24 protein-coding genes are annotated in these 26,921 nt (G+C 59.7%); 15 read left to right on the top strand and 9 right to left on the bottom strand.

Translation table 11 applies throughout. The features are described from left to right. Nucleotides 1-160 precede the first annotated feature (160 nt). The gene (locus HMPREF2781_RS07825; protein WP_070645199.1) at nucleotides 161-2,011 is read left to right on the top strand and encodes an FAD-binding monooxygenase; all 1,851 of its coding nucleotides are present in this window, start codon (nucleotides 161-163) and stop codon (nucleotides 2,009-2,011) included. Nucleotides 2,012-2,183: 172 nt separating this feature from the next. Here the strand turns inward: HMPREF2781_RS07825 and HMPREF2781_RS07820 are convergent, their stop codons facing one another. Genes HMPREF2781_RS07820 through HMPREF2781_RS07810 form a run of 3 tightly spaced genes read right to left on the bottom strand, consistent with a single transcriptional unit; the run spans nucleotide 2,184 to nucleotide 4,813 of the window. After that, the gene (locus HMPREF2781_RS07820) at nucleotides 2,184-2,972 is read right to left on the bottom strand and encodes an ABC transporter ATP-binding protein (protein ID WP_070645196.1); all 789 of its coding nucleotides are present in this window, start codon (nucleotides 2,970-2,972) and stop codon (nucleotides 2,184-2,186) included. 3 nt (nucleotides 2,973-2,975) lie between these two features. Then, nucleotides 2,976-3,833, bottom strand: a complete 858-nt coding sequence (locus HMPREF2781_RS07815; RefSeq protein ID WP_070645193.1) for an ABC transporter permease — start codon at nucleotides 3,831-3,833, stop codon at nucleotides 2,976-2,978. After that, nucleotides 3,830-4,813 carry an ABC transporter substrate-binding protein gene (locus HMPREF2781_RS07810; RefSeq protein WP_070645190.1) on the bottom strand — a complete coding sequence of 328 codons (984 nt, stop codon included), beginning with the start codon at nucleotides 4,811-4,813 and terminating at the stop codon, nucleotides 3,830-3,832. The genes HMPREF2781_RS07815 and HMPREF2781_RS07810 overlap by 4 nt, the downstream gene beginning before the upstream one ends. A 432-nt stretch (nucleotides 4,814-5,245) precedes the next feature. On the opposite strand from HMPREF2781_RS07810, the gene HMPREF2781_RS07805 reads away from it, so the two are divergent. From HMPREF2781_RS07805 to trpA, 6 genes are read left to right on the top strand one after another with little or no spacing between them, the layout of a single operon-like run. Continuing rightward, complete coding sequence (locus HMPREF2781_RS07805) at nucleotides 5,246-6,745, top strand: anthranilate synthase component 1 (RefSeq protein ID WP_070645187.1); 1,500 nt, start codon at nucleotides 5,246-5,248, stop codon at nucleotides 6,743-6,745. Then, nucleotides 6,742-7,386 carry an anthranilate synthase component II gene (locus HMPREF2781_RS07800; RefSeq protein WP_070444581.1) on the top strand — a complete coding sequence of 215 codons (645 nt, stop codon included), beginning with the start codon at nucleotides 6,742-6,744 and terminating at the stop codon, nucleotides 7,384-7,386. Before HMPREF2781_RS07805 ends, HMPREF2781_RS07800 begins: the two co-directional genes overlap by 4 nt. Then, nucleotides 7,386-8,423 carry an anthranilate phosphoribosyltransferase gene (gene trpD, locus HMPREF2781_RS07795; protein ID WP_070444579.1) on the top strand — a complete coding sequence of 346 codons (1,038 nt, stop codon included), beginning with the start codon at nucleotides 7,386-7,388 and terminating at the stop codon, nucleotides 8,421-8,423. The genes HMPREF2781_RS07800 and trpD overlap by 1 nt, the downstream gene beginning before the upstream one ends. Continuing rightward, the gene (gene trpCF, locus HMPREF2781_RS07790; RefSeq protein ID WP_070645184.1) at nucleotides 8,401-9,783 is read left to right on the top strand and encodes a bifunctional indole-3-glycerol-phosphate synthase TrpC/phosphoribosylanthranilate isomerase TrpF; all 1,383 of its coding nucleotides are present in this window, start codon (nucleotides 8,401-8,403) and stop codon (nucleotides 9,781-9,783) included. Before trpD ends, trpCF begins: the two co-directional genes overlap by 23 nt. A 45-nt stretch (nucleotides 9,784-9,828) precedes the next feature. Continuing rightward, complete coding sequence (gene trpB, locus HMPREF2781_RS07785) at nucleotides 9,829-11,043, top strand: tryptophan synthase subunit beta (protein ID WP_070444575.1); 1,215 nt, start codon at nucleotides 9,829-9,831, stop codon at nucleotides 11,041-11,043. Beyond that, nucleotides 11,043-11,873 (top strand): tryptophan synthase subunit alpha, encoded by an 831-nt coding sequence (trpA, locus tag HMPREF2781_RS07780; protein ID WP_070444573.1) that lies wholly within the window; start codon nucleotides 11,043-11,045, stop codon nucleotides 11,871-11,873. Before trpB ends, trpA begins: the two co-directional genes overlap by 1 nt. 291 nt (nucleotides 11,874-12,164) lie before the next feature. Here trpA and HMPREF2781_RS07775 read toward each other — a convergent pair whose 3' ends face one another. Then, nucleotides 12,165-13,370, bottom strand: coding sequence for an HNH endonuclease signature motif containing protein (locus HMPREF2781_RS07775; RefSeq protein WP_246821807.1), 1,206 nt, complete (start codon nucleotides 13,368-13,370; stop codon nucleotides 12,165-12,167). 346 nt (nucleotides 13,371-13,716) lie between these two features. Continuing rightward, the gene (locus HMPREF2781_RS07770) at nucleotides 13,717-14,952 is read right to left on the bottom strand and encodes a dicarboxylate/amino acid:cation symporter (RefSeq protein WP_070444571.1); all 1,236 of its coding nucleotides are present in this window, start codon (nucleotides 14,950-14,952) and stop codon (nucleotides 13,717-13,719) included. 157 nt (nucleotides 14,953-15,109) lie between these two features. Here HMPREF2781_RS07770 and HMPREF2781_RS07765 point away from each other — a divergent pair, with 157 nt between their 5' ends. From HMPREF2781_RS07765 to HMPREF2781_RS07745, 5 genes are all read left to right on the top strand, one after another. Further along, entirely contained in the window at nucleotides 15,110-15,574 is a 465-nt protein-coding gene (locus HMPREF2781_RS07765) for an SdpI family protein (protein ID WP_070444569.1), read from the top strand. 223 nt (nucleotides 15,575-15,797) lie between these two features. Continuing rightward, a complete protein-coding gene (locus HMPREF2781_RS07760) occupies nucleotides 15,798-16,022 on the top strand; it encodes a hypothetical protein (RefSeq protein WP_070645179.1) in 225 nt (74 codons plus the stop codon). Between the two features lie 51 nt (nucleotides 16,023-16,073). Then, entirely contained in the window at nucleotides 16,074-16,445 is a 372-nt protein-coding gene (locus HMPREF2781_RS07755) for a Rieske (2Fe-2S) protein (protein ID WP_070645176.1), read from the top strand. A 75-nt stretch (nucleotides 16,446-16,520) separates the two neighbouring features. After that, a complete protein-coding gene (locus HMPREF2781_RS07750; protein WP_070444563.1) occupies nucleotides 16,521-17,480 on the top strand; it encodes a bile acid:sodium symporter family protein in 960 nt (319 codons plus the stop codon). A 6-nt stretch (nucleotides 17,481-17,486) separates the two neighbouring features. Further along, entirely contained in the window at nucleotides 17,487-17,795 is a 309-nt protein-coding gene (locus HMPREF2781_RS07745) for a hypothetical protein (RefSeq protein ID WP_070444561.1), read from the top strand. On the opposite strand, the gene HMPREF2781_RS07740 is transcribed toward HMPREF2781_RS07745, so the two are convergent. The 4 genes from HMPREF2781_RS07740 to HMPREF2781_RS07725 are packed head-to-tail and all read right to left on the bottom strand — an operon-like array spanning nucleotide 17,792 to nucleotide 20,896. Next, a complete protein-coding gene (locus tag HMPREF2781_RS07740) occupies nucleotides 17,792-18,124 on the bottom strand; it encodes a branched-chain amino acid transporter permease (RefSeq protein WP_070645173.1) in 333 nt (110 codons plus the stop codon). The two genes, HMPREF2781_RS07745 and HMPREF2781_RS07740, sit on opposite strands and share 4 nt — an antisense overlap. Continuing rightward, entirely contained in the window at nucleotides 18,109-18,825 is a 717-nt protein-coding gene (locus tag HMPREF2781_RS07735; RefSeq protein ID WP_070645170.1) for an AzlC family ABC transporter permease, read from the bottom strand. Before HMPREF2781_RS07735 ends, HMPREF2781_RS07740 begins: the two co-directional genes overlap by 16 nt. Before the next feature lie 35 nt (nucleotides 18,826-18,860). Continuing rightward, nucleotides 18,861-19,460 carry a YqgE/AlgH family protein gene (locus tag HMPREF2781_RS07730; protein ID WP_070444555.1) on the bottom strand — a complete coding sequence of 200 codons (600 nt, stop codon included), beginning with the start codon at nucleotides 19,458-19,460 and terminating at the stop codon, nucleotides 18,861-18,863. Between the two features lie 2 nt (nucleotides 19,461-19,462). Next, nucleotides 19,463-20,896, bottom strand: a complete 1,434-nt coding sequence (locus HMPREF2781_RS07725; RefSeq protein ID WP_070645167.1) for a CCA tRNA nucleotidyltransferase — start codon at nucleotides 20,894-20,896, stop codon at nucleotides 19,463-19,465. A 28-nt stretch (nucleotides 20,897-20,924) separates the two neighbouring features. On the opposite strand from HMPREF2781_RS07725, the gene HMPREF2781_RS07720 reads away from it, so the two are divergent. From HMPREF2781_RS07720 to murJ, 3 genes are read left to right on the top strand one after another with little or no spacing between them, the layout of a single operon-like run. Further along, entirely contained in the window at nucleotides 20,925-21,527 is a 603-nt protein-coding gene (locus tag HMPREF2781_RS07720) for an NUDIX hydrolase (protein ID WP_070645164.1), read from the top strand. Then, nucleotides 21,524-23,665 (top strand): DUF6049 family protein, encoded by a 2,142-nt coding sequence (locus tag HMPREF2781_RS07715; RefSeq protein ID WP_070645161.1) that lies wholly within the window; start codon nucleotides 21,524-21,526, stop codon nucleotides 23,663-23,665. Before HMPREF2781_RS07720 ends, HMPREF2781_RS07715 begins: the two co-directional genes overlap by 4 nt. 8 nt (nucleotides 23,666-23,673) lie before the next feature. Next, a complete protein-coding gene (gene murJ / locus HMPREF2781_RS07710; RefSeq protein ID WP_070645158.1) occupies nucleotides 23,674-26,916 on the top strand; it encodes a murein biosynthesis integral membrane protein MurJ in 3,243 nt (1,080 codons plus the stop codon). Nucleotides 26,917-26,921 lie beyond the last annotated feature (5 nt).

Raw genomic sequence — 26,921 nt, 5'->3', positions numbered from 1 at the left:
ATATATGATTCTCATATACGACCCAGCTCACATCCTCTTGACGCCTTGAACTGAGTCACCAACTCAACGAGCGAAGCTCACATAGAAGTGGGGGAGCAGCCGCTACCCCCATCACTCTCTTTGTTCTCGTCAACTACAACCGCTAACTAAGGAGTCCACAGTGCAGTTCCACCACAACGGCTACGTTTCGGAAGATCCCCGCGTGCACGAGCCTGCCGGATACGGCATCGATCGCGTCGCTGAGCTTCCGGATGAAATGGACGTTCTCATTGTGGGCTCCGGGCCAGCCGGCATGATCGCCGCAGCGCAGCTGGCCATGTTCCCGGACGTCAATACGCGGATCATCGAGCGCCGCCCACACCGCCTCGAGCTAGGCCAAGCCGATGGAATCCAGTCCCGTTCCGTGGAGACCTTCCAGGCCTTCGGCTTTGCCAAGGAAATTACAGAAGAGGCCTACGAGATCACGGAGATGTCTTTCTGGAACCCGGATCCGCAGGATCGGTCCAAGATCATCCGCGGCGCTCGCCCCATCGACGACGAGCAGGGCATCTCTGAATTCCCCCACCTCATTGTCAACCAGGCCCGCGTGCTGGACTACTTCGCTCGCTATGCGCACCGCGCCCCGGGCCGCATCACTCCGGACTACGGCTGGAACTTCGTCTTCCTTGAGGTAGGGGAGGGCGAATACCCGGTAACGGTCCACCTCGAGGATGTCGACGGCAACCCGCGCGACGTACGCGCCAAGTACGTCGTCGGCTGTGATGGTGCTAAGTCCCGCGTTCGCAAGTCCATCGGCCGCTCGCTCAAGGGCGACCAGGCCAATCACGCATGGGGTGTCATGGATGTCGTGGTTGACACCGACTTCCCGGATTGGCGCACCAAGTGTGCCATTCACTCCCAGGCCGGCTCAATCCTGCACATCCCGCGTGAGGGCGGCTACCTCTGCCGCATCTACGTCGACCTCGGCGTCGTGCCCGAGGATGACAATCACAAGGTCCGCTCCACCCCGATTGAGAAGATCATCGAGAAGGCCAACGAGATCTACTCGCCCTACTTCATCGACGTCAAGATGGTTGCTTGGCACTCCGTCTACGAGGTAGGCCACCGACTCGTCGATGCCTTCGACGATAACGACGAGGACCCGCGCGTCTTCCTTACCGGCGACGCCTGCCACACCCACTCAGCAAAGGCCGGTCAGGGAATGAACGTTTCCATGCAGGATGGCTTCAATATCGGGTGGAAGCTCGGCCACGTCCTCGACGGCCGCGCCCCGAAGGAACTCTTGACCACCTACCACGGCGAGCGTCAGCCAGCTGCTCAGAACCTCATCAACTTCGACCGCGAGTGGTCCACCCTCATGGCCACACCTACCGAAGAGCTCGATGATCCGGAGGCAGTGGAGAAGTACTACGTCGCCGCGGAGGAGTTCGCCGCTGGCATGATGACGCAGTACGAAGACAACCTGATTGTCGGTACAACACAGCACCAGGACCTTGCTACCGGCTTCCCGGTAGGCAAGCGCTTCAAGTCCTTTGCGGTCCTCCGCCGCTGCGATGCTTACCCTCAGCACCTGGGCCACCAGCACACCGCCGATGGCCGCTACCGCATCTACGCCTTTGCCGATGCCCCCAAGGCCGGCGAGAGCTCCACTCTGAGCGAGTGGGCCGAGAAGCTCGGTCCCATCCTGGCCGCGTTCACCCCGGAGGGAGCTGATGAAAATACCTACTTCGACGTGAAGGCTATCTACCAGCAGACCAACCATCACGACTATGAGATTCTTGACGCCCCACTGTTGTTCCGCCCGCGCAACGGCAAGTTCAACATTCCGAATTGGGAGAATGTCTTCAACGCTCTCCCTGGCGACAAGGACATCTTCGATGCCCGCGGAATTTCCCGCGACGGAGCGGTGGTCATCGTTCGCCCGGACCAGTACGTAGGCGCTGTTCTCCCTCTCGATGACCCATCAGCAGTCGAGGACTACTTCTCTTCCGCGCTCATCAAGCTCAAGTAAGCTCCACTCAAGTTCAACTAGCTTTACGCTTAGAGGGCCCAGCGTTGTGCTGGGCCCTCTTTTTATGTCACCCTCAAACCTTCACAAAGGTGCTAGACCCACGAACAGAAAGAAACCTAGGTGCTGCCAAACACGACACCTAGGTTTCACGTGAAACAACCACGGAGGAACGCTACTGCAAAAGAGTCCTATCGGACGTAGCGCCCTTAATCTTCGCAAACTCCGCCATGAGATCCTCCACCGTGAGCTTCGCCTTCTGCTCAGCGTCGGCGGAGTAAATGATCTCTCCCTCATGCATCATGATGAGGCGGTTTCCCACCTGCAGCGCCTGTGCCATATTGTGCGTCACCATCAGCGTGGTGAGCTGACCTTGTTCCACGATGCGCTTCGTCAAAGTGGTCACCAGCTCCGCGCGTTGCGGGTCGAGAGCAGCCGTGTGCTCATCAAGAAGCATCACCTTCGGGTTGGTAAAGCCGGCCATGAGCAACGACAGCGCCTGGCGTTGACCACCGGAGAGCAAGCCCACCTTCGTCCCAAGGCGCTCCTCCAAGCCCAGCTCGAGCGACTCTAGCTGATCCACAAAGACAGCCCGGCGCGCGGAATTGAGCCCCAGACCGAGTCCGCGCTTCTTGCCGCGCAGATAAGCGAGCGAGAGATTCTCCTCAATCGTCAGGTTCGGCGCTGTACCTGCCATAGGATCCTGAAAGACGCGCCCGACCTTCCTCGCACGCTTGTGCTCCGGCTGGCTGGTCACATCCTTGTTGTCGATCGAGATTTTCCCAGAATCCGGGGTGAGCCGGCCCGCAATCGAGTTCAGAAGAGTTGACTTTCCCGCACCGTTTGAACCGATAACCGTGACGAAGTCACCGGAGGCAAGCTCCAGGGAGACGTCGCGAAGCGCACGGCGTTCGTTGACTGTCCCCGGAAAGAAGGTCTTTGAGATCTTGTCTATGTTGAGCATGATTTAGGCCTTCCTTTTGCCGCATACCCGCGTCATGCGAGGCACCAGGAGAGCAACAATAACCAGCAGCGCCGTGATGAGCTTCATGTCATTCGGGTTGAGGCCCACCTGGAGGGCGGCGAAAATAATGAGCCGGTAAATTACGGAGCCCAAGGCCACGGCCACCACGGCCAGCCACAGGCGCGACTGGGGGAGTACCGCCTGGCCCAGGATGACGGAAGCCAGACCAACCAGAATGAGTCCGATGCCCATCGAAATATCGGCGAAACCCTGGTACTGCGCGATGAGCGCACCGCACAGACCCACCAGGCCGTTGGACAGGGCCAAGGTCAGGATTTTGGTGAAATCGGTGGACACGCCAAAGGACGTGATCATCTGCTGATTGTCACCCGTCGCGCGCAACGAGAGTCCCAAGTCCGTGGACAGGAACCACACAATGAGCAAGCAGAGCAGCACCGAACCCACCGCAAGCAGACCCACTCCTGCCCAGGTTCCCATTACCGCGTCCAGAGGAGTAAATACCGAATCTTGCGAGAGCAACGGCACATTGGCGCTTCCCATGATGCGAAGGTTGATGGACCACAGGCCGATCATCGTGAGGATGCCAGCGAGCAGCCCGTCAATGCGGCCCTTCGTATGTAGAAGTCCTGTGATGCAACCCGCCACAAATCCCGTGGCGAAGCCAGCCAACGAGGCCACAAAGGGGTTGACCCCATTCGTAATGAGTACGCCTGCAGTGGCAGCGCCGGTAGTGAAGGAGCCGTCAACTGTCAGATCCGGGAAATCAAGCACACGGAACGTCAGGTAGACGCCCACGGCCATCACCGCATAAATGAGGCCTAGCTCGAGTGCACCAATCACAGCGTCTCAGCCTTATCGAGAATCTCCTTCGGCACCTCGACGCCCTGTGCCTTCACGGCATCCTCGTTAATGACGTAGGTGTACTCAGAGGCAGTTTCTACCGGGGTCTCGGCTGGGTCCTCGCCGTCCTGGAGGATGCGCAGCGCCATTTCACCGGTCTGGCGGCCCAGCTCCTTGTAGTCGATACCAATGGTGGCTGCAGCACCACCTTCGACGGCACCGGAGTCCGCAGCAATGACCGGGATGGTCTTGTCATTCGCCACCTTAATGAGCGAAGAGATACCAGAGACGACCATGTTGTCGGTCGGAATGTAGATGGCATCGACATCACCCAGTGCCTCCACGGCCTGGGGGATTTCCGTCACGGAGGTCACCGTCTGCGACTTCACTTCAATACCCTTCGGCTTGGCTGCTTCCGTCAGCTGCTCTACCTGCACCTTGGAATTCACCTCAGCGGAAGAGTAGACGACGCCCACAGATGTGGCGTCCGGCACCAGCTGGCTAATGAGCTCTACCTGCTCCTCGATGGGGGCGGCATCAGAAGTACCCGTGACGTTCTTGCCCGGCTTATCCAGCGCCTCCACGAGCTCCGCCTCGACGGGGTCCGTCACCGCGGTGAACAGAAGCGGCTTGTCCTTGATGGACTTGCTCATTGCCTGACCGGCTGGGGTAGCGATGGCTAGGTAGAGATCGTGGTTGGCGTTCGCCATCTGCTGGGAGATGGACACCGCGGTGCCTTGCTCGCCATTGGCGTTCTGAACATCCCAATCCACGTCCACGCCCGCCTCCTCGAAGGCTTCTTGGAAGCCTTCTGCGGCGGCGTCGAGGGAGGGGTGCTGAACCAGCTGATTAATTCCGATGGTGTAGGAATCTCCGCCTCCGGAATCCCCGCTGGCGCTTTCCGACGACGAGGAGCAGCCCACGAGGGCAACAGTGCTCAGAGCGATAGCTGAGAGAGCAGCAGCAGTTTTAGAGAACATAGTGGTCCTTTTCTACTCAAGAGTGACAGTAGTGACCGTTATTTAATCCTCTTTTCACCCTTTTAAGCAGCAGTTTTATGAATATTTTTCCCGCGCGGGGGTACTATTAGTCCTACAAAAGCTATAGGCCTACAGTTTTAGAGTGTTACATCACACTCTCTAGCTGCATGTTTCCTATATCACTTGCAGTTCCTTGGCCCCGTACCACCATGAGGCCACGGGGGTACCCGAATGACCTTTATCTGTACGGCAGAAGGTATCGGTGTTAGAGTCAATGATGTGAAGAACACATTTAACCTTTGGTGGTGGCGCGCGTAACCCGCGGGCCTCGTTGTTCTCCCATATTTTAGGCCCGCAGCTGCGGGCTTTTCGGCGTTTTGCTCTCTTGCGAAGCTCGCGGCAGCACTCACTATCGTTAAAGAAAGACACAGGATGCCGTATACAGCCCAACGCGAGGTCAGGTACATACCGGACGCCAGCGCGCTCTTTTATGCCCTCGCCACGCCGCAGGATTCCCTGCTCTTAGAATCCGCGGACATTGAATCCAAGAAGAACCTCACGTGCATTGCGATCACCAAGGCAGCGCTCAAGGTCGTATGCCGCGGCCAGGAAGTCACCGCAACGGCCTTAACTCCGTCCGGGCACCTACTCTTAGATGAACTTCGTCAGGACTTCCGCTCCAGGATGAGCCAGAACGGTGAGGGCAGCGCCACCTTTAGCTTCGAGCTCTCAACCGAGCACGATGAGCGCGCCCGCCTCCGCGCCACCTCAACTGCAGATATCCTGCGCACACTGCAGTTTAGCCAGCTCTATTCCGGCGAGTCGCTGCCTTTCCTTGGTGGGGGATTCGCCTTCGACTATGTCGATACCTTCGAGGCACTGCCGCCGGTTCCTGATGGCCCTAACGAATACCCCGACTATGAATTTCTGGTAGCCGAGCACGTCCTCACGGTGGACCACCTGACGCAGAAGGCAAGGATTGAGGGATGGGGCGTCGACAAGCACGCGCTCGAAGAAGAGCTGGACCGGGCCGTTGTCACCGTACCTATTACTCCAGAAGCCCCCGCGCCGCGTGAGAGCATCAGCGCACGCGCTTCCATTGATGACGCCGCTTTCCGCCGCCACGTCGAGCGCCTCCAAGACAACGTACATGCAGGCGATATCTATCAGGTCGTGCCCTCCCGCGCGTTCAGCCTCGACTGCCCGGATGCCTTTGCCGCCTACCGCACGCTGCGAGAGACCAACCCCTCGCCGTATATGTTCTACCTGCGCGGCACCGAGCACGAGCTCTTCGGCGCTTCCCCCGAATCCAACCTGAAGTACACGGCCGCTGACCGGCAGGTGCAGCTCTACCCGGTCGCCGGCACCCGCCCGCGCGGTGCGACCCACGAGCTGGACATCCGCAACGAACTCGAGATGCGCACCGACTCCAAAGAGGTCTCGGAGCACATCATGCTGGTTGACTTAGCCCGCAACGACCTCGCCCGCGTCGCCGTCCCCGGCACCCGACAGGTCGCTGATCTGCTCCAGGTGGACCGCTATTCCCGCGTGATGCACCTGGTCTCCCGCGTTGTCGCCACACTGCACGAGGATTTCGACGCCCTCGATGCCTACCGCGCCTGCATGAACATGGGCACGTTGACCGGCGCGCCGAAATTGCGCGCGATGGAGCTCATCCGCGAAACCGAAGGCACTCGCCGCGGCTCCTTCGGGGGTGCTATCGGTTACCTGCGCGGCGATGGCTCGATGGATAACTGCATCGTCATCCGTTCCGCCTACGTCAAGGATGGCACGGCCGTCGTCCAGGCCGGTGCGGGAGTCGTGCGTGATTCCGTTCCGCAGTCCGAAGCCGATGAAACCGTCCACAAGGCCTACGCGGTGCTCAGCGCCATCGCCCAGGCCCACAACGCAAACCTGGAGGTCATCCGATGAACCCGCACGTCGTCCTCATCGATAACCACGATTCTTTCGTCTACAACCTCGTCGACGCCCTCGCCGGCTACAACACCACCGTCTTCCGCAACACCGTGCCGGTGGAGGAGGTCCTCGCCGCCCAACCCGACATCATCATCCTTTCGCCCGGCCCCGGTCATCCCCGCGACGCCGGATCGATGATGCAGCTTATCGACGCCTCCCTCGGCCGCATCCCCATCCTCGGCATCTGCCTGGGCTTCCAGGCGCTGCTCGAGCATTGCGGCGGCACGGTCAAAGCCTGCGGGCCGGTGCACGGTTCCTCTGTTCCCACGACGCTAACCGACGCTGGCGCGAAGCACCCGCTCTTCCAAGGGCTCACTACTGATTCCGAGCCAGATAACCCGAACTACGTGGGCCGCCTCGTCCCCGTTGCGCGCTATCACTCCTTGGGCTGCGCGAACATTCCCGCCCAGATGCGCAGCCTCGCGGAGACCGACACCAATATCGGCCCTGTCACCATGGCGGCGGAAACTCTCGACGGTATGGCCCTCGGCCTGCAGTTCCACCCAGAGTCTGTCCTCACGCCGACGGGACCCATCATCATCGAACGCTGTATCAAACAACTTTCTTCTCTCCCCACTATGGAAGGAGCCAAGTAATGACTAATAACCACGCCCTCAAGACACTGCAGGAATTCCTCGACATTTCACATCCAACGCTCGAGCAAGCTATCGAGGTCTTTACCCCACTGACAGTAGGGGAGTACGACGACATTCATATCGCCGCTCTCCTTACCCACATCCGTACTCGCGGCGAAACCTTCGCCGATGTCGCCGGCGCGGCGCGCGCCTTCCTCAATGCTGGGCGTCCCTTCCCAGTCACCGGAAAGGGACTCATGGACACCGCAGGGACCGGTGGCGATGGCGCTAACACCATCAACGTCACCACCGGCGCATCTCTCGTCGCCTCCGCCGGCGGGGTCAAGATGGTCAAGCACGGCAACCGTTCCGTATCTTCCAAGTCGGGTTCCGCCGACGTCCTTGAGGCCCTCGGCATCCCGCTCGACCTCGATCCGGACCGCGCGGTCCGCCAACTCGAAGCCTCGAATTTCACGTTCCTCTTCGCTCCTGCGTATAACCCGGCAGTTGCTCACGTGCAACCGGTACGCAAGGGACTCGGAATTTCAACCCTCTTCAACACCATGGGTCCACTGCTCAGCCCGGGCCGCCCAGAGTTCCAGATCATGGGCATCGCCAATCCCGAGCAGGGCCAGCTCATCGCTGAAGTATTCAAGGATCTTGGCCGCACGCGCGCGCTCGTCGTCCACGGCGCGGGTACCGATGAGATTGCCGTCCACGGCACCACCCAGGTCTGGGAGCTTCGCGACGGCTCCATTAGCCACTACGAGCTCACCCCGGAGGACCTCGGCATCTCCCGCCACGAGCTCTCCGACCTCGCCGGCGGCAACGGTGAAGAAAACGCAAGGGCCCTCCGGGCGGTCTTCGCCGGTACCGGCAAGCCTGCCCACCACGACGCGATCGCCGCCACCGCCGGCGCAATGTTCTATCTCAATGGCACTACCGATTCCATCCACGAGGGCGTCGCGCATGCCGACCAACTCATTAAGGATGGAACCGTCGCCGCATGGCTGAAGAAGCACGAGGAGGCGAACTATGGCTCTGCCGACCGTGCTTGAGGGGATCGTCGCCAAGCGCCGCACGCATCTGCCCGCAATCCGTGAGCGCCTGGCACACGTTGATTTAGCTGCTCTCCCGCGCTCAGAACGTTCCTTCTACGATGCACTCAACGGCACCAACCGTTTCGTCATGGAGTGCAAGTCCGCCTCTCCATCACTGGGGCTCATTCGGGAACACTATGAACCTGGGGCCATCGCTCGCGTGTATTCGCGCTACGCCTCAGCCATTTCGGTGCTGTGCGAACCGGATCGTTTTGGTGGCGACTACGACCATCTGCAGACTGTGGCGCTATCCACGCACCTGCCTGTCTTGTGCAAGGACTTCATCGTTGACCCCATTCAGGTCTACGCTGCGCGCTATTTTGGCGCCGACGCCATTTTGCTCATGATGTCGATCGTCGATGACGACACCTACGCGGAACTCAAGCAGCTGGCAGATTACCTTGGGCTCGATGTCCTCACCGAGGCGATCACCGAAGAGGAGGTCGCTCGCGCCACTGCCTTTGGCATCGACGTGATCGGAATTAACAACCGCAACCTCCACGATCTCAGCATCGATCTCACTCGCTCCGAGCGCCTCTCGCACCACGTCCCGTCTGGCAAGGTCATCGTCTCGGAGTCCGGCATCCGCGACAACCAGACGGTTCGCCGCCTGGGTTCTCACGCCAATGCCTTCCTCGTTGGCTCCCAGCTCACCGGCACGCCCGATATCGACCGGGCCGCCCGTGAGCTGGTCTATGGCCAGAACAAGGTCTGCGGCCTCACGACATGGTCAGCGGCTCAGGCCGCCCGTGCCGCCGGTGCCGTCTACGGGGGATTCGTCTTCGAGGAGGCCTCCCCGCGCAATGTTTCACGTGAAACTGCACTCGATATCATCGCTCATGAGCCCGACCTCAGCTATGTCGCGGTCTCACGTCGCACTGCGGGTTGGGAGGAGTTGGCTATCGATGGCATCTCCGCCTTGCAGATCCACGCGCCTTACCAGGGGAGCACAGAGGCCGAGCTCGAACTCATTGAGTCCGTCCGCGCAGTAGCGGGGGAGCGCCAGGTGTGGCGCGCCATCGACATGACCGCACCACACGGCTCGGCCCTCGCCGCTGCGCTTGCCGACGCCGCAAACATGCTCATCCTCGACTCGGGCGCCGGCGGCACCGGTACCTCCTTCGACTGGACAACTGTCCCGGACGAGGTCAAAGCAAAGTCACTTCTTGCTGGGGGCCTGAATCCAGAGAACCTCACCCAGGCGCTTCGCGTCGGCACCGCCGGATTGGACATCAATTCAGGGGTCGAAGTGAACGGTCGAAAAGACAGTGCACTCATCGCTCAGGCCTTCCATATCATTCGTCACTTTACGTATTAATCCCCAACCCGAGCCCTAGCAACAGCCCGAGACAAAAGGACTATCATGACCAACGATCAGGACACCAGGGAGACCATTCTTCCCGCCTACTTCGGTGAGTTTGGCGGACAATTTGTTCCCGAATCACTCATCCCAGCACTCGACCAGCTCGAGCACGCCTTCGTCGACGCCCAGAATGACCCGGCCTTCCGCAAGGAACTTGCCGGCTACCTACGGGACTACCTGGGCCGCCCCACGCCGCTCACCGAAGCGACCAAACTTGGCGGAAAGGCACGCATCTTCCTCAAGCGTGAGGACCTCGTCCACGGCGGTGCACACAAGACCAACCAGGTCATCGGCCAGGCGCTCCTAGCCAAGCGGATGGGAAAGACGCGCATCATTGCCGAAACCGGCGCGGGCCAACATGGCACCGCGACCGCTCTCGCCTGCGCTCTGCTCGACCTCGACTGTGTGATCTACATGGGTGCCAAGGACGTCGAGCGGCAGCAACCCAACGTCTACCGCATGGAACTCATGGGCGCCAAGGTGATTCCCGTGGATTCCGGCTCCGGAACCCTCAAGGATGCAGTCAACGAAGCTCTCCGCGACTGGACCGCCACCTTCCACGAATCCCATTACCTCCTCGGCACCGCAGCGGGACCGCATCCCTTCCCAACGATCGTCCGCGAGTTCCACAAAGTGATTTCCGAGGAAGCCAAGGCCCAGATGATCGAGCGCACCGGCGGGCTGCCAGATCTCGTCGTCGCGTGCGTCGGTGGCGGTTCCAACGCCATCGGCATGTTCGCGGACTTTATCGACGAAGAATCTGTCGAACTCGTCGGCGCTGAGCCTGGGGGAGAAGGACTCGATTCCGGGCACCATGGCGCCACTATCAATAACGGAACCATCGGAATTCTTCATGGCGCCCGCTCCTACCTCATGCGCAATGCCGACGGACAGGTAGAGGAATCCTATTCCATTTCGGCCGGACTCGACTACCCGGGCGTGGGCCCACAGCACGCCCACCTCGCACAGACCGGCCGAGCCACATATGTCGGCATCACCGACGCCGAAGCTCTCGAGGCCTTCCAGCTCCTCAGCCGCCGCGAGGGCATTATCCCCGCCCTCGAATCCTCGCACGCCCTGGCCTATGCGTTGAAACGCAAAGATGAAGACATCACCATTCTCGTTTCTCTTTCCGGGCGCGGTGACAAGGACATCGATCACGTCCGCCGCACCCTCGACGCGCACCCCGAATTCAAGATCACGGAGGACAAGTAATGAGCCGCTACGAGAAACTCTTCTCCAGTCTCGCTGCCCGCAATGAAGGGGCTTTTGTCCCTTTCATCATGCTGAGCGATCCCGACCCAGAAACCGCCCTCACCATCGTTCGCGCGGCCGTCGCCGGTGGCGCTGACGCGCTCGAACTCGGCGTTCCCTTCTCAGATCCGGTCGCCGACGGTCCCACGATCCAGGCCTCACACATCCGCGCCCTCGCAGGCGGCGCGACGGTAGATTCTGCGATCGAGCAAATCCGCACAATTCGAAGCGAGTTCCCAGACCTGCCCATCGGCATGCTCATCTACGGCAACGTCCCCTTCACTCGGGGGCTAGAAACCTTCTATGCCGAGTTCCAAGAGGCCGGCGCCGATAGCATTTTGCTTCCCGACGTCCCCGTTCGCGAAGGCGCCCCCTTCGTCGACGCAGCCGACCGAGCAGGAATCGATCCCATCTTCATCGCACCCGCACAAGCCTCCGGGAAGACCCTCGAGGGCGTAGCGAAGTACTCCAAAGGCTACATCTACGCGATCTCGCGCGACGGCGTCACCGGCACCGAGAAGGAATCGGAGACGCGCGGGCTCGATGAAGTAGTGAGCAACGTGAAGCGTTTTGGTGGGGCACCGATTCTCCTCGGCTTCGGAATTTCGACTCCCCAACACGTCGCGGACGCTATCGACGCCGGTGCAGCCGGCGCGATTACAGGATCCGCGTTAACAAAGATCGTTGACGCACACCTTGACGAAGATAATCGACCCACCGAGATGCTCGCTGCTGCAGTTACCGACTTTGTCTCGAAGATGAAAGCTGCCACTAAGCCCACCGAGCCCTAGTCAGGCCTCATCTGCACTTTGCCGGGTAGCGTTTCGGGCAACGATAGCTAAAAGTGAGATGTCTAGCGACCTAGAGCAGTCCGCCTCTCGACAGCCTCTTTCATCACGCTGCGCGCCACCGCGCACCCCGATGGAAGGGGCCGTTTCACGTGAAACCGTGCCCTAACCGAGTGCACAGGCAGTGAGCCTATCGGTGCCGAAATAAGCGACGGCCAATAAACCTCAGTCCACTTTCCCCATATGACTCCTTAATTCTCTGTGAGCTTCTCGATGCTTTCGCAGGCTAAGTGCTTAGAAGGGGATATCGTCGTACCCATTCGAGTAGCGTTCCGCAGGGTCCGTCTTGTCGAATATTTCGACCATCTCTCCGCCGTCCATCTCAACTTTCAAAGCTTGCGCCTCTTCGTGCATCTTGCGACGGTGCGCAACCACATCTTCCGCAATGGTCCGGGCCCACACCTTCGAGGCTGGTGCCAACGGGCCGGTTGCCTCAGTTACGGCCCAAGTTCCGTCCTCGTACAACCACACAACGTCACCAGTAACCGGGTCCAGGATGTAGAACGCCCGTCCATCTGTTTTCATGTTGTGGTGATGCTGGCAAAGAGCAACCAAGTTTGATGCATGCGTTGGGCCGCCATCGGAATAGTTAATCCGGTGGTCCAGTTGACATGTCCATGCCGGACGATTACATCCGGGCGCACGACAGGTACCATCGCGCCCCTCGACATACTTTCGGGTAAATTCAGAAGGCTGATAGCCATCGCACGGTCCTGGAGCTTCACTAAAGTCCCGCGTCACTGTTTTCGACGCTGGAACCCCCTCGCCGGTCCACCCATGCCCCTGCACGTAGACTGGAGCCCCCTCCACGTCAGTAGCTTTGTATTCATGTACGACGACCTTTCCCGCCTCAGGCTGAATTTTGCCCGTAATGAGTAGAATCAAGGCATCCGCCATTGAAACGTCATGCTCTTTGGCGGCAAGCTTAATAGTCTCGTGGATTACGACGCCGACCTTGCTGTCCACCTCAAGCTCAATCGACGCACGCTCTCCCCGAGTAAGAAGCGAGTAGCGATTCTTTTTCCGCTTGTCCCGGAACTCGATTGAATCATCCAAGACTTTGGCGATGTCTCGCACTTTTCGCCGAATCTTTTCAGCACTGGGGAAGACCTGGTTCGGTTTAGTCGGCGTTAGCCACGCCGAAAGTTGACTGTCAATTTCGGCGACCACCGATGAGAGAGGGTTCCCGAGTTTTGCCATTACCTGATCGATAGCGACCAGGGCTTGCATATCGAGCAAGAACTCAGCATCTTGCAGAACCTTTACTTTCGGCAACTCACTGAGACGGATTAATCCCATGACATTCCGCGCCACATGCGCAGGAGACTTTCCTGTCTTTTGCCCTATACGCAAAAAGGCAGTATCTGAATCGGCATCGAGCGGCGGTTGGACACTAGACCAAAACTCGTACTCTATTCTCCGCATGAGTTGGCCCGCCATGCATTCTGGATCGTGCGGGTTTGAGTGAGAAAAGTACGCAGTAGGTACTGACGTTGAAGAGTTTGTTGTGGTTCCCACGGGTAGCTGCACCCCTAAAGTAGCCGAACAATTACGTTCCCCACTCCCACCTATAGAATACATGTTCTATAGGTTTCCCGCAAGAGTTGCTTTATTTTTTCACCGAGGCCTTTGATGGCAAAGTGCCAATCAGTAGACCACGAAGTTTTCGCCAAAATAAACAAAATCCCCCTCCCAGAGCCAGAGTCCGAGTTAGCGATCTAGACGTATAGACCAGGGATGGAAAGCAGGCTAGGGAGGGGGAAACATCCAGCGTTTCACGTGAAACTTATGCCGTTGCGGGCTCCTCGTCGGCAGCCGCAGCGTCTGACTCAGCCTCTAGGCCGTCAATCTTGTCCCGCGCGAAACGATCGACGATCATCGCAATGGCGCCATCACCAGTAACGTTTGCTGCAGTACCAACGGAGTCAATTGCAATATAGGCGGCAATCATCAATGCCACCATCGAATCATCAAAGCCCATATTGGCTTGCAACAACCCGACCGCGACCATAACGGCACCACCCGGAACGCCGGGGGCGGCGATCATCATGATGCCAAGCAACAGAATGAAGCCTAGGGCCTTACCCAAATCAGCCTCCATACCCTCAGCCATGAACACAATCGCGAATGCATACAGCGTCAACTTGATCATCGACCCGGAAAGGTGAATCGTCGCGCAAAGAGGAATAACAAAGCCCGCAACAGGCTTAGAAATGCCATTCTTCAAAGTCGCATCCAAGGAAACCGGGATCGTCGCCGCCGAAGAAGAGGTACCCAGCGCGGTGAAGTAGGCCGGTGCCATGTTCTTCAATGCGCTGAATGGATTCTTACCTGCAATGGCACCTGCAATGACGTACTGGAGCACAAGGTAAACCAAGGTCATAACGACTGCAAGCAGAAGAACCTTCGTGAAGGCGACCAACACCGTTCCGATATTCCCGTTCATACCTAGGGAAAGGAACATGCCAAAGATGTAGAACGGCAGAAGTGGGATAACGAAGCCCCAGATCACCTTGATGACAACGTGCTCGAATTCTTTGGCAAGCGCGTAGAGGTTGTCAGATTTCACGGTGGTCATGGCCACGCCGATACAGAAGGACAGCAATAGAGCTGTCATCACCTCAAAAGGTGCAGGCATTTCGACGGTGAAATAGGGTTCGAGAGCACCGGCATCAATGTCGGCGACGTCCGTATTAAGCGTTTGTCCACCCAGCAAAGTGGGGTAGAGGGCCTGGGTCAGGCCATAAGCGACAAGGCCCGCCACAATAGTTGAGCCATAAGCGATGCCTGCAGTAATACCCAGCCACTTACCGGCGCCCCGTCCAAGGCCTGCAATTGCAGGGGCAACAAGGGCGAGAATAAGAACGGGGATGAAGAAGCCAAGGAAGTTTGAAAACAGGCCGTTGTATGTGGCGAAGGCCCTTCCGAACCACTCCGGAGCAAACTGGCTAACGATGATGCCCAAAACTATCGCGACGATAATCTTGAACAACAGAGAGTTGAGAACACTCTTGAATGTCATGATTGAGTCTTTTCTATGGTTGCTACCATGTCGGTTTTCTCGCTCGATGATAAGTACATTAATATCTACCAAGCGACACGAAATGTATATTACAGCAGGATGCGAATAATTTGAACCGGCTTTCTCGCCAGCTAGGAAGCCGGATAGACTAAGAGGCATGCTCGTAGTCGGAATCATTTTCCTCATCTTGGCCGCGGTACTTATTGTCGTCGGTGGCCTTGCCACGCTCCGCAAGCTTCCTGGAAATAGCGTCGTTGGCTTACGTCTCGCGGAAATCCGCACATCTAGAGAAGCCTGGGATAATGCCCATGCTGTCGCGGGCCCGTTCTGGTTCTTGGGCGGCGTCGCTTTAGTATTCGGTGGCATCATCGCATTGCGCGCGGAGGGATGGATGTGGCTTATCCCCGCGCTCACCTTCGTCGTGGCAATCCTCGCGCTATCCATCGGTTCAAACATGGGTGCCCGTGCCTCGTACCTGTGGAACCAGGCGCACAAAGGGGACGAAGGCTGCGGTGATTCCTGCAATTGCGGCGATGGCGGGTGCGGGGGAGAAGCGCCGACTGTCGACGTCTCCGCGGCCCGCGCAGCTGCGGCACGCGCCGATAACGTGGACAAGAATTAACACCTACTTTAAAGCACAGTGGCGTAATCAATCGGTACAAATAACCACCACACACTTTTCGTCACATTCAAATAAATACATTGCTCCGCCAACCATGGAATCCCCCACCATTGGCGGAGCCCTTTTCTTTATCCTGTGCCAACACTGAGAAGTGTGCACCAACACCATGGGAGAGCGAAGCGGTGCCGTGACAAGACACGATCTTCGGCGCACCATGGATCCCATGAACAAAGTTACAAACATCCGCACGTTTCGAATCACCGCTGCCGCCGCGCTCAGCCTCAGCATTCTAGGGGCAGGGGCTACTTATGCGCTTTCTAGCGATAACCGCACCGGGCACACCATAGCCGGAACAATCTATAGCGATGTCGGCACAAACTACGGTGCCTATGATTTCAGCGGCAGTAGGGAAGACGAGCTCCCCGTGTGGGATGGCAAACTCAGCTAGCTGCCCACCATCCTCCAGAACACACTCCATCAATCAGATAGAGTAATCAGCATGACAACATGTTCACGCCGTCTCTTCCTGCTTGGTACCGCCACCACTTTTGCCGGGGCTTACCTCGCCGCTTGCGGCAAGGAGCCTTCCGCAGAGATCGCTGCGACAGAAATCCCCGTCGGCTCAGCCATCATTGTGGACAAAGTGATTTTCGCTCAACCCACTGAAGGGGAGTTCAAGGCATACTCGCAGACCTGCCCACACCAGGGCTCCCTCATTACGAAGATTGAAGGCATGACTGCCACCTGCACTAGCCACTACTCCAGCTTTGACCTCAGCAGTGGTGAAGTTACCGGCGGACCCAGCCCCAAACCGCTTACAGAGTACGGCGTAGAAAACAACGGTGGAACAATCAAAAACGTCTCCGCCTAGAGGCTATCCCCGGGGACGCAGGGGCTTGAAAAGATGTTTCACGTGAAACCGTGAGGGGCGTCTAGACTCTCTTCTATGATTGAGCGCCTTAAAAGACTCGACCCCCTCATCATCCTCATCCTCTTCGCCGTCGCAATCGCTATCGTTTTTCCCGCACGCGGAAGCTTTGCAGACGGCTTCGATGTCCTCACGAATATCGCGATCGCCCTTCTCTTCTTTCTTTACGGCGCGCGGCTCTCAACGCGAGAAGCCATCAACGGTATCAAACACTGGAAGCTCCATCTCACCATCCTGGTGTTTACCTTCGTGGTCTACCCAATCATCGGCCTCGCACTCCGCCCACTCACCGCGTTCATTCCAAACGATCTTTACTTGGGAATCCTCTACCTCACGCTCGTACCGTCCACGGTGCAATCATCGGTAGCCTTTACCTCAATCGCCCGAGGAAATGTTCCTGGAGCAATCGTCTCTGCGTCTGCATCAAACCTCGCTGGAGTTCTGCTTACGCCATTGCTGGTCATGGCACTCATGGGCGCGGGAGACGGCATCCATATCGATAGCTCAGTTTTCCTTGAGATTTCTGTCCTTTTGCTCCTACCTTTCGTGCTCGGCCAGCTCACCAGAAAATGGGTAGGACAACTCGCAGCGAGCAAGGCCACGAAAGTGGTGGACCGTGGCTCCATTGCCATGGTGGTGTATGCGGCCTTTTCGAAAGGAATGATCGACGGGATCTGGGCGACGATTAGCATATGGCAAATTCTTTTTCAGATTGTGTTCTCCACCGCATTCGTTTTCTTCATGCTGTGGTTGACCAAGGTCGTGAGTAAAAAGTTGGGATTCAGCAGGGAAGACATCATCACTATCCAATTCTGTGGTTCGAAGAAATCCCTGGCCACAGGCCTTCCCATGGCCTCGGTTATTTTTGCCTCCGGTGGTACCTCCTTGGGACTGCTCATCCTCCCGCTCATGATCTACCACCAGGTGCAGTTGATGATCTGCGCGTCTATGGCGGCTCGCTATGCGCGGGTAGAGTGAGAGCACATGAAAAAGCTTTATGTTCGCACCACCATGACTGTTCCTGAGGTCGGCACTGCCATTCACATCGCGGAGCTGGAGGAAATTAACGGCGAGGCCTGCACCATGCTGCGCATGATTGCCCTCGCACCGAATGACGCCATCGTCGGTGCCGCCACGCCAACCGCCTCAGTGGGTGACGCCAACATCCCACAGAGCGTGGTCCCACACCCCGATACCTACGACAAGTACCCCGACATCGACGCCGAGCTTATCGACGCCTTCCAGTTCCACTCCCTGTGGACCGAGGCCATCGCCCTGTACGGGGACTTTTAGAGCACCAGGTTCACTAACACCATGTACACGGCCGTGCCCCCGAAGATGGACAAGCCTGAGTTCCGGCGCCACAGGTGCAATACGGCGGTAACCACTGCGCCGACGAGGGGAGCGATAAGGCTCCCCGTGTCCTGGATCTGACCAAACAAGGTATAGACCACAAGCACCGTCATCACACCCACGGGCATGGTGAATCCCAACATGCTGATGAACTGGCTTCCTTTAAGCGCTTTGACGAACCCGAAGGGCAGCCAACGCAAGAGGACGGTGACTATCCCGACGGGGATCAAAACGGCGAAAATGCTACCGAGGGTTACTCCGTCTGGCATGTTGGCTCCCTCCGCAGAATCAGCGCATTGTCGATACGCGGAGAAAGGTAACGCACCACCAAGAGCAAGAAATAAGCACTCAGCGCCACCATGAGCAGCTGACCGGGAAATAGAAAGCTCGCGAGGATTCCCAGGACCGCCGCTGACAGGGGAAGGGAGTAATCCTTGTTGTTCTGAAAAGAATCAATCGCGAGCACGATAAACAGGGCAACTAGGGCAAACTCCAAGCCCTTCACCGAAGGAGGAATGGCCTGGCCTGCCACCGCACCAATGATCCCGGAACCGACCCATAGGACTTGGCAGTACAGCTGCACGCTAAAAACAAACACGCCACTTGGACGCGAGTTACGGGGGAGGGCCGAGAGCACGGCATAGGATTCGTCGGTAAGCGCGTACGTCGAATAAGCGCGGCCGAGGCGGCTCGAAATCTCATCGCGCGGAAAGGTCAGCCCGTAGAAGATGTGCCGGAAGTTGACCATGAAACCCGTCAGCGCGGCTACGGCGGGCGTCACGCCGCCGGTCACCATGGAAATGGCGAGGAATTCCATCGAGCCAGCGTAAATAATGATGGAAAAGATAGGGGTCCACCACCAGTCAAAACCGGTCTGGACCATGAGCACGCCGAAGGCGAGGCCCAACGGCACCACCCCGACGGCGATGGGCATGCAGGTCCGTATTGCCTTGATGATCTCCGCACGCATGGCAGAGATGTTAGCGCAGAAGAAAAGGACGATCGCTAATTATCTTCATCGATATAGCGCGGGAAAGTGGCGAACAACGGAAGGGGCATGGCCTGCCTGCGCATGACATCCGACCACGTATCCGTTGACCCCGAGGAAACCACGTCCTGAGGCAGGGCAGGGGCCACGTACCACTCACCGCGGTCAATTTCCTCATCGAGCTCACCCGGACCCCACTCGAAGTGACCGGCGAAAAGACGCATACCCTCTACTAATTCGGTGACGGCATCGGGACCGACGCGCAAATCTACCAGAGCCACGCGCGGGGCGAGGCGGCTCAGCGCCGGCTGCTCCTCAATGGTCACGCCCTGTTTCGTCAGCGCCACACCAATGGCCGCCTGCTGATTGTGCGGACCGCCGATGTAGAGGGCCTGCGGCTTAGCCACCACTGGTAGCCACTCCGGCATGACATTGAAAACAGCGACTTCGGAGCGCTTAGTCAGGTCCACACCATAGGTCCGCCCCGCATGCTGCTCGGTGATAAGGATGACGGAGCGATTGTAATGGGGCGCGAGGACGTCGGGAGCCGCCACAAGGAGCTGGCCAGGGGCGGGATCGTTGCGCTCGAGGGCGTTGAAAAGTCTGTCTGCGTACATCCCTATCTAGAATTCCACCACTCGCGCAGCTTCGCAATAGCAACCTCGCGCTCCAGCGGGCCTTCCTCGAGGCGCAGCTCCTTGAGATAAGACCAGGCCTTGCCTACCTCGGGACCAGGTTCAAGGCCGAGGATCTCCATGATCTCGTTGCCATCGAGATCTGGGCGCACGCGCGCCAAGTCTTCCTTGGCCGCGATATCCGCGATGCGTTCCTCCAGCTGGTCATATGTGCGTTGGAGGCGGCGGGCCTTGCGCTCATTGCGGGTAGTGCAGTCTGCGCGCACAAGCTTGTGCAGACGCGGGAGTAGATCACCGGCATCGGTGACGTAGCGGCGCACAGCAGAATCGGTCCACTGGCCATCGCCGAAACCGTGGAAGCGCATGTGCAGGTAGACCAGCTGGCCGATGTCCTCGGTCGTAGCCTTGGGGAACTTCAGCTTGCGCAGGCGCTTGCGGGTGAGCTTCGCGCCCACTACCTCGTGATGGTGGAAGGTGACCTTGCCGTCGGTGGTGTCGCGGGTATCCGGCTTGCCAATGTCATGGAGCAGCGCCGCCCACCGCAGAATCAGGTCGGGACCGTCCTCTTCCTGCTCCATGGCCTGGCGCAGTACTGTCAGCGAGTGCGCGTACACGTCCTTGTGCTGCGCGTGCTCGTCGGGGGCCATGCGCAACGCCGGGATCTCCGGAAAAACATAATCCGCAATACCGGAGTCAACGAGCAGGTCAATGCCCTTCCACGGCGCGACACCGCAGATGAGCTTATTGAGCTCCACCTGTACGCGCTCTACGGTGATGCGCTGGATTTCAGCAGCCATGTCGATCATGGCGCCGCGCACACGCTGGGCGACGTCAAACTCCAACTGCGCCGCAAACCGCGCAGCACGAAGCATGCGCAGGGGATCATCGTGGAAAGAAATCTCCGGCGCATCCGGGGTATCGAGGATGCGGTTCGCTAGGTCCGCGAGTCCGCCCATCGGATCGTGGAATTCACGGGTGCCGTCCGGGCGCAGCTCGATGGCCATGGCGTTGACCTTGAAATCGCGGCGCACGAGATCGCCCTCGAGGGTATCGCCGTACATGACCTCGGGGTTGCGGGACTGCCCGTCATAACTATCGGAACGGAAAGTCGTAATCTCAATCTGCTGGCCCTTATAAGCCGCCGAGACCGTACCGAAGTCAATGCCGGTATCCCACACAGTCTCCGCCCACTCTTCAAGAATGGAATAGACCACGTCGGGCCGAGCCGGAGTGGTGAAGTCGAGATCGTTGCCCAAACGGCCAAGTAAGGCATCGCGGACGGAGCCGCCGACGAGGTAGAGGGGGGCGTCGTGAAGCGCAAAGCGCTCCACCAGGCCGCTTAAGAGGCCACTGAGCCGGCTGACGGTAGCGTCCGCGCGGGCAAGAACGCCGATTAGCTGAGTGTCCTGAAAATTCACGGATCGAAGTCTACTACGATTAGCAGGGATGACTAAGAACACGCCAGGGTCCAAACGCCGCCGCCGGCGGGGCGCGGGCCACCGGAACCACCGCACGGGACGCCCCCAGCGCACGTCCACCAACCGCATGACCACGCGGGATGAGACCTCCGCCGGCGGACTTGTCGTGTCCGGATTGGCGGAAGCCGTCGACGAAAACGGCAACGTGGACCTGTCCCAGATCTATGTGGCACTCATCGGCAGGTTGGACCGCCGCGGGCGCCTGCTGTGGTCCATGCCGAAGGGGCATGTGGAAAATGGCGAAGCCAAAGAGCTCACCGCTGAGCGCGAGGTCTGGGAAGAAACAGGAATCCACGGTAAGGTCTTCGCGGACCTCGGCATGATTGATTATTGGTTCGTCTCCGATGGGGTGCGCATTCACAAAACAGTGCACCACCACCTTTTGCGTTTTGTGGACGGCATCATGAATGACGAAGACCCGGAGGTCACAGAAGTGTCCTGGATCCCAGTCTCCGAGCTCATCGAGCACTTGGCCTATGCGGACGAGCGCAAGCTGGCTCGCATTGCCCACGACCTCCTCCCGGATCTCGCGCGAAAGGAAGCTGCCGCAGGAAAGGCGACCCCACGGTGAGGTGGCGCGCAGCGGCGGCCATCGCGGCGCTGGCGGTGGGCTGCACCGTCCCCGTGGCCCAGGCACAAACTCCAGACACTGGGATTACTGACTCCCACTATTGGCTCGGCTCCCGCGGTCCCGACGAGCTGGAGCTCAGCCTACTTAGCGCAACGGAGGCGCGGGTAGGGGAGACGCTCGAGCTACAATTGCGCATCCATAACCCAACCGAGAGCGCCGTTGATGATTTGCAGATAACCTCCCGGCGCAGCACTGCCGTGAACTCCACCACCCAGGCACGCCAAGAGCTCGCTGCGGGATCCTTTCCTTATTATGGGGCGACACTCGGCGCGGGAAAGCTTGAACCGGGGGAGAGCCGCGAGCTGACCGTGGAGGTTCCCACCGCATTGGGCAAAGACTCCACGCTGGCCATCACGGAACCTGGCGCCTACCCGCTCCTGTTCACGCTCACCGGCACCCGCGACGGCCAGGCGGCCAGTTTCGCGGAGGAGCGGACAATCCTGGATTTCCAAGGAGAAGAATCGGCTCCCGAAGACGAGAGCGAGCATTCCTTTTCGCTGGTCTATCCTGTCACCGCCGAGGTAGACGTGGTGCCGGGAGATACCGGTGGCGAGGAGCTCATCTTAGAAAGCGAGCAGCTGGCTGAACAGCTCTCCCCGGGCGGGCGGCTCGATCAACTGCTCGACGCCTACCTGCAGCATGATCTGCACGGTTCCGGCTGCATGGCTTTGGACCCCGCGCTTGTCGACGCCGCCGACCGCATGTCCGCCGGCTACACCGTCAACGAGACGCGCCCCTCTACCGCCAAACACCCCACTCGCCTGCGTGATTCCTGGTTTAACAGCGCCGATTCCGATCGCGGCACGCCCGGCGCGGGTTCCCGGGACGCCGCCGCATGGCTGCAGAAGCTCAAACAGGTCGACTGCCGCATGCTCATGCCGTGGGCCAACGCAGACACCGATGCCGTGGCCAAAGTGGGCAATGAGTGGCTCACCCACGAGGCCGTAGAGCAAGGCACAGACACCATCGAGCGCATCCTCGGCGTCCCGCTCAGCACGCAGCTCACCGCGCCGGCCTCTGGGACGAGCGAGCATGCGATGTCCGTTCCGCTGTTGGTGGCGGATAATTCCGAGTGGGTAGGCAAGGCCGCCACCTTTGATGCCTCCCTCGGCGCACTCTTGGCCCAAACCGGATCGAAGCCGCAGACCACCGGGTACTCCAACCCGGAGCTGCGCTACGACTTTTCGATCGATTCGGAACAGGCGAGGGCACTGACGGCGGGGGCGTCGATAAGGGTGGCGTCTGCACAAGAGGAGACCGTGGCCAAGCTGCCGAATTACCAGGACCCTGCCGCCGCACGTGCGGTGATGGAAGCAGCGCAGCGGCTCCTCGATTCTGGGCGCCTCGAACCCCGCCCCGTTACCGCGCTAGAGGTGGAGGAGGGCAGTGGGAGTCCCGGCAGCCCCTACCCGGACCCTTCAGCCTTTCACGACGCCGAGATCACACAGGTAACACAGCAGGCGCGCTATACCGACGAGTTGATGTCCATCATGGTCAACGACCCCGGTATTGCCATGACGCGCTACGACTTCACGGCACCTTTGCGCCACGATCTGCTCACGGCGCTCAGCGCGACCGGCCGCTCCAGCCTGCACGGCTTTCCGACTTCGGTGAAGCAAAGCCGCTCCCGCCTAGAGAAGAACGCGGATATGCTTCGCGAGCTGCGCGCCTCCGTATCCCTCATCCCACCGGGCAACGTGTATACCCGCGTCTCAGAGTCATCGCCGCTGCTCATCGTGGCGGAAAACGGCCTGCCACTGCCTGTCGACGCCCACCTGGCTTATGACGCCCCCGACGGCGCCACGTTGAACACGCAGAACATGATTCACATCCCGGCCAAGGGATCCATTACCGTGTCCATGACCGCTGACCTGCCTAGCAACGCTGACCAGACGTCGCTGCGCCTGTGGCTTGCAACACCATCTGAGCACCTCATTTCGGATCCCATCGACATCACGGTGCAGACGCGTGCCGGTATCGTTAGCGTCTATGGAGTCGGCGCGATCGCCGCGCTCGCCCTCGTCCTAGCTGCCCTGTTCCGTCTGGGTAAGCGGAAGAAAAAGAAGTCTCACGGATAGTTTTCTCTATGACACATGAACCTATGTCTGGTGCCCGTCGCCGCATTGTCACGCCCTCGCCGCCGGCACCGGTCCCGGAAAAGCGCGCGCCGAGCGGCGTCGTTGCTGTCGACGACGAACTCGAGGACCGTTCGGGATTGAAGGGCAAGTCTGCCTCGGCCCCGAGTGAGTCCGGCGGCGAAAAGAACTCCGACGGCGCCGTCGTCCGCGCCACCGGTTCCATGGCTATCGCCACGTTGATTTCCCGCATCACGGGATTCATTCGCAACGTGCTCATCGGCTCGTCGCTTGGCCCGGCGATTTCCTCCGCCTTTACCACGGCGAACCAGCTGCCCAACCTCATCACGGAGATTGTGCTGGGTGCGGTGCTGACCTCACTCGTGGTTCCGGTGCTGGTGCGCGCGGAAAAGGAAGATGCCGACCGCGGCGAGGACTTTGTCCGGCGCCTCTTCACACTGGCCTTCTCCCTGTTGGCCACGATCACGGTGCTTTCCTGTATTTTTGCCCCGCAGTTAACGCGCATGATGTTGCCGGAAGACGGCGAGGTCAATGCCGTGCAGGCGACCTCCTTTGCCTACTTGCTGCTGCCACAGATCTTCTTCTACGGACTCTTCGCGCTCTTCCAAGCGGTGCTCAACACCAAGAATATTTTTGGGCCGGGCGCGTGGGCACCGGTGGTCAATAACATCATCTCGATTTCGGTGCTCGTGGCCTACCAGCTGGTGCCGGGCAGTCTGCATCCCGATGCACCCTCGCCGATCACGGACAGGCACGTGCTGCTCCTAGCCCTAGGCACCACGGCGGGCGTGGTCGTGCAATGCCTCATCCTCTTCCCTTATCTCAAGAAGGCAGGCATTAACCTCAAGCCGCTGTGGGGCCTGGATGACCGCCTCAAGCAATTCGGTGGGATGGCCATGGCAATTGTGGCCTATGTGGCGATTTCCCAGTTGGGTTACGTCATCACCTCCCGCGTGGCGGCGCATGCGGATGAAGGCGCGCCCTTTACCTACCAGCAGGCCTGGCTGCTTCTGCAGGTGCCCTATGGCGTCATCGGCGTCACGCTACTCACCGCAATTATGCCGCGTCTGTCCCGCAACGCCGCGGACGGTGACGTCAAGGCCGTGGTTCGGGATCTCACGCTCGGCACGAAGCTGACGTTTATCGCCCTGATTCCGATCGTCATCTTCATGACGGGCTTCGGTATCCCGATTGCCCGCGGCCTCTTCCAATACGGAGCCTTCGACGCCGACGCGGCCGAGCTGCTCGGCCTCACACTGAGCTTCTCCGCCTTTACCCTCATCCCCTACGCCCTAGTGTTGCTGCACCTGCGCGTGTTTTACGCCCGCGAGGAAGCGTGGACACCCACCTTCATCATCGCCGGCATCACGCTGACCAAGGTGGTGCTCTCCCTGTTGGCCCCACACGTTGCGGACTCCCCGGAGCGCGTGGTCATCCTGCTGGGTACTGCCAACGGCTTCGGCTTCGTGGCCGGCGCGGTGATCGGCGGCTTCCTGCTCAAGCGCAAGCTGGGTAGCCTGGGCGGCCGCGCGGTTATCGCGACCACCGTGTGGTCGGTGCTGGCCTCCATCGTTGGCCTAGTCGTTGCTTACGCCTTCAACTACGGCATCAACTTCGTGCTCCCGGCCGAGGTTCCGCCGTTTGTGTACCTGCTCAAGCTCGCCGTCGTGGGCCTGGTCTTCGTGATCGTGACCGGCATCGTGCTCTCGCGTTCGGGCCTGCCGGAAGTCATCAACCTGGGCCGCCAGCTGCAGCGCATTCCGGGCATGTCCCGCTTCATCAAGATCGAGCATGCAGAAGCTATCGAGGTCGAAGCCCCGGAGCAGCTGGAGTTCCAGCCCATCTTCAGCGTGGACGCCTTCAACTCTTCGCCGGTGCCGCCGCCGATGTCTGCCGGTATCGTCCGTGGTCCGCGCCTGGTGCCGGGTGCGCCGGTCTCCGATGGCCGCTTCCGCCTCCTCAAAGACTATGGCTCTGCCGCGGGTACCCGCTTCTGGAAGGCGCGCGAGCAGGCCACCGGCCGCGTGGTGTCGCTGACCTTCGTGGACACCACAGGCGAAGCCCCGATGGCGCCGGCGACCCCGGCCGTGGCCGCCCGCCGCTCCGCCGAGGTCTCCCGCGCCACGCGCCGCCTAGCGGAGATGGAACTGGATGCCGTGGCGGAGAACATCGATATCCTGTCCTACCGCCAGGGCTGCCTCGTCGTGGCGGACTGGGTAGAGGGCACCTCGTTGAAGACAGTGTCGGAGGATGAGGACCTCGATCCGCGCGCCGTGGCCCACGCCTTGGTACCGCTGGTGCGCACCACAGCCGCGGCCCATGCGGCGGACCTCGTGCTGGGCATTGAAAACCGCAACCGCATCCGCATCTCTACCGAAGGTATTGCCACGCTGGCCTTCCCCGCGGTGCTGCACAGCAACGATGAGGAAACTGACCGCTCGGCGTTGGCCTCCGCAATCTCTCTCCTGGTGGACTCCACTAGCCCAACACCGGAGGTGCTACAGGAGATCGCTGCCGACGCCGAAGAGGGCCAGGACTCCGATCTCGAGGACATCGCCCACCGCTTGGCGGTCTTCGCCGGCGACGGCGAGGACGGCGAGGAAACCCTCCAGGTACCGGTGGAGGAGACCCCGCGCAAGGAGGACCCGAGCCCTGCACCGGGCTTCGGCGGCCGCGGTTATTCTGGCTCCGGGATCATCGTGCTCGGTGTGCTGGCTACCCTCTTCGTCGTGGCGATGGCCGCACTCAGCGTGTGGATTCTCTCCCAGGTAGGTAATGAGAAAACTTCCCCCGTGGTGACGAAGAGCGAATCCACGACGGAAACGACCTTCCCCAACGTGCCGCCGGTGATCCTGAAAGACGTAAAGACCACCTCCGTTCCGGAGGGCAAGGAAGTATCTGGTTCATGGTCCACGAAAAAGGCAGACACTGGACTCCTGCTCAGCGTTGACAAGCCCACGCAACTCCGCGCGCTACCGCTTCAGCAGAGCAAGTCCACGGGCGCCAAGTACGAGGTCTATGGCGTTAATACCAAGGATTTTGACCCCACGGATCCTGACTCCGGCAAGCTGACCGAGCTCGCACACGGCACCTTGACGAGCGCACGCCAAGACATCGAGCTCAAGGAGAAGCCCGTGGCCTTCGACGGCGCCCTCATCGTTTTCACCGACATGCCCAAGTCCGGCTCCGTCACACTGAAGGAGGCCACCCTGGTGGGTATCCCGACTAACTAACCCAC

Source organism: Corynebacterium sp. HMSC062A03 (assembly GCF_001811145.1).
GTDB lineage: Bacteria > Actinomycetota > Actinomycetes > Mycobacteriales > Mycobacteriaceae > Corynebacterium > Corynebacterium aurimucosum.
This window is presented reverse-complemented; position numbering and strand designations above follow the sequence as displayed.

Bases quoted from the DNA above. Each gene is read 5' to 3' on its own strand.
- HMPREF2781_RS07820 (WP_070645196.1), bottom strand. From the start codon at position 2,972: ATGCTCAACATAGACAAGATCTCAAAGACCTTCTTTCCGGGGACAGTC.
- HMPREF2781_RS07810 (WP_070645190.1), bottom strand. From the start codon at position 4,813: ATGTTCTCTAAAACTGCTGCTGCTCTCTCAGCTATCGCTCTGAGCACT.
- HMPREF2781_RS07805 (WP_070645187.1), top strand. From the start codon at position 5,246: ATGCCGTATACAGCCCAACGCGAGGTCAGGTACATACCGGACGCCAGC.
- HMPREF2781_RS07800 (WP_070444581.1), top strand. From the start codon at position 6,742: ATGAACCCGCACGTCGTCCTCATCGATAACCACGATTCTTTCGTCTAC.
- trpD (WP_070444579.1), top strand. From the start codon at position 7,386: ATGACTAATAACCACGCCCTCAAGACACTGCAGGAATTCCTCGACATT.
- trpCF (WP_070645184.1), top strand. From the start codon at position 8,401: ATGGCTCTGCCGACCGTGCTTGAGGGGATCGTCGCCAAGCGCCGCACG.
- trpB (WP_070444575.1), top strand. From the start codon at position 9,829: ATGACCAACGATCAGGACACCAGGGAGACCATTCTTCCCGCCTACTTC.
- trpA (WP_070444573.1), top strand. From the start codon at position 11,043: ATGAGCCGCTACGAGAAACTCTTCTCCAGTCTCGCTGCCCGCAATGAA.
- HMPREF2781_RS07775 (WP_246821807.1), bottom strand. From the start codon at position 13,370: ATGGCGGGCCAACTCATGCGGAGAATAGAGTACGAGTTTTGGTCTAGT.
- HMPREF2781_RS07770 (WP_070444571.1), bottom strand. From the start codon at position 14,952: ATGACATTCAAGAGTGTTCTCAACTCTCTGTTGTTCAAGATTATCGTC.
- HMPREF2781_RS07765 (WP_070444569.1), top strand. From the start codon at position 15,110: ATGCTCGTAGTCGGAATCATTTTCCTCATCTTGGCCGCGGTACTTATT.
- HMPREF2781_RS07760 (WP_070645179.1), top strand. From the start codon at position 15,798: ATGAACAAAGTTACAAACATCCGCACGTTTCGAATCACCGCTGCCGCC.
- HMPREF2781_RS07755 (WP_070645176.1), top strand. From the start codon at position 16,074: ATGACAACATGTTCACGCCGTCTCTTCCTGCTTGGTACCGCCACCACT.
- HMPREF2781_RS07750 (WP_070444563.1), top strand. From the start codon at position 16,521: ATGATTGAGCGCCTTAAAAGACTCGACCCCCTCATCATCCTCATCCTC.
- HMPREF2781_RS07745 (WP_070444561.1), top strand. From the start codon at position 17,487: ATGAAAAAGCTTTATGTTCGCACCACCATGACTGTTCCTGAGGTCGGC.
- HMPREF2781_RS07740 (WP_070645173.1), bottom strand. From the start codon at position 18,124: ATGCCAGACGGAGTAACCCTCGGTAGCATTTTCGCCGTTTTGATCCCC.
- HMPREF2781_RS07735 (WP_070645170.1), bottom strand. From the start codon at position 18,825: ATGCGTGCGGAGATCATCAAGGCAATACGGACCTGCATGCCCATCGCC.
- HMPREF2781_RS07730 (WP_070444555.1), bottom strand. From the start codon at position 19,460: ATGTACGCAGACAGACTTTTCAACGCCCTCGAGCGCAACGATCCCGCC.
- HMPREF2781_RS07720 (WP_070645164.1), top strand. From the start codon at position 20,925: ATGACTAAGAACACGCCAGGGTCCAAACGCCGCCGCCGGCGGGGCGCG.
- murJ (WP_070645158.1), top strand. From the start codon at position 23,674: ATGACACATGAACCTATGTCTGGTGCCCGTCGCCGCATTGTCACGCCC.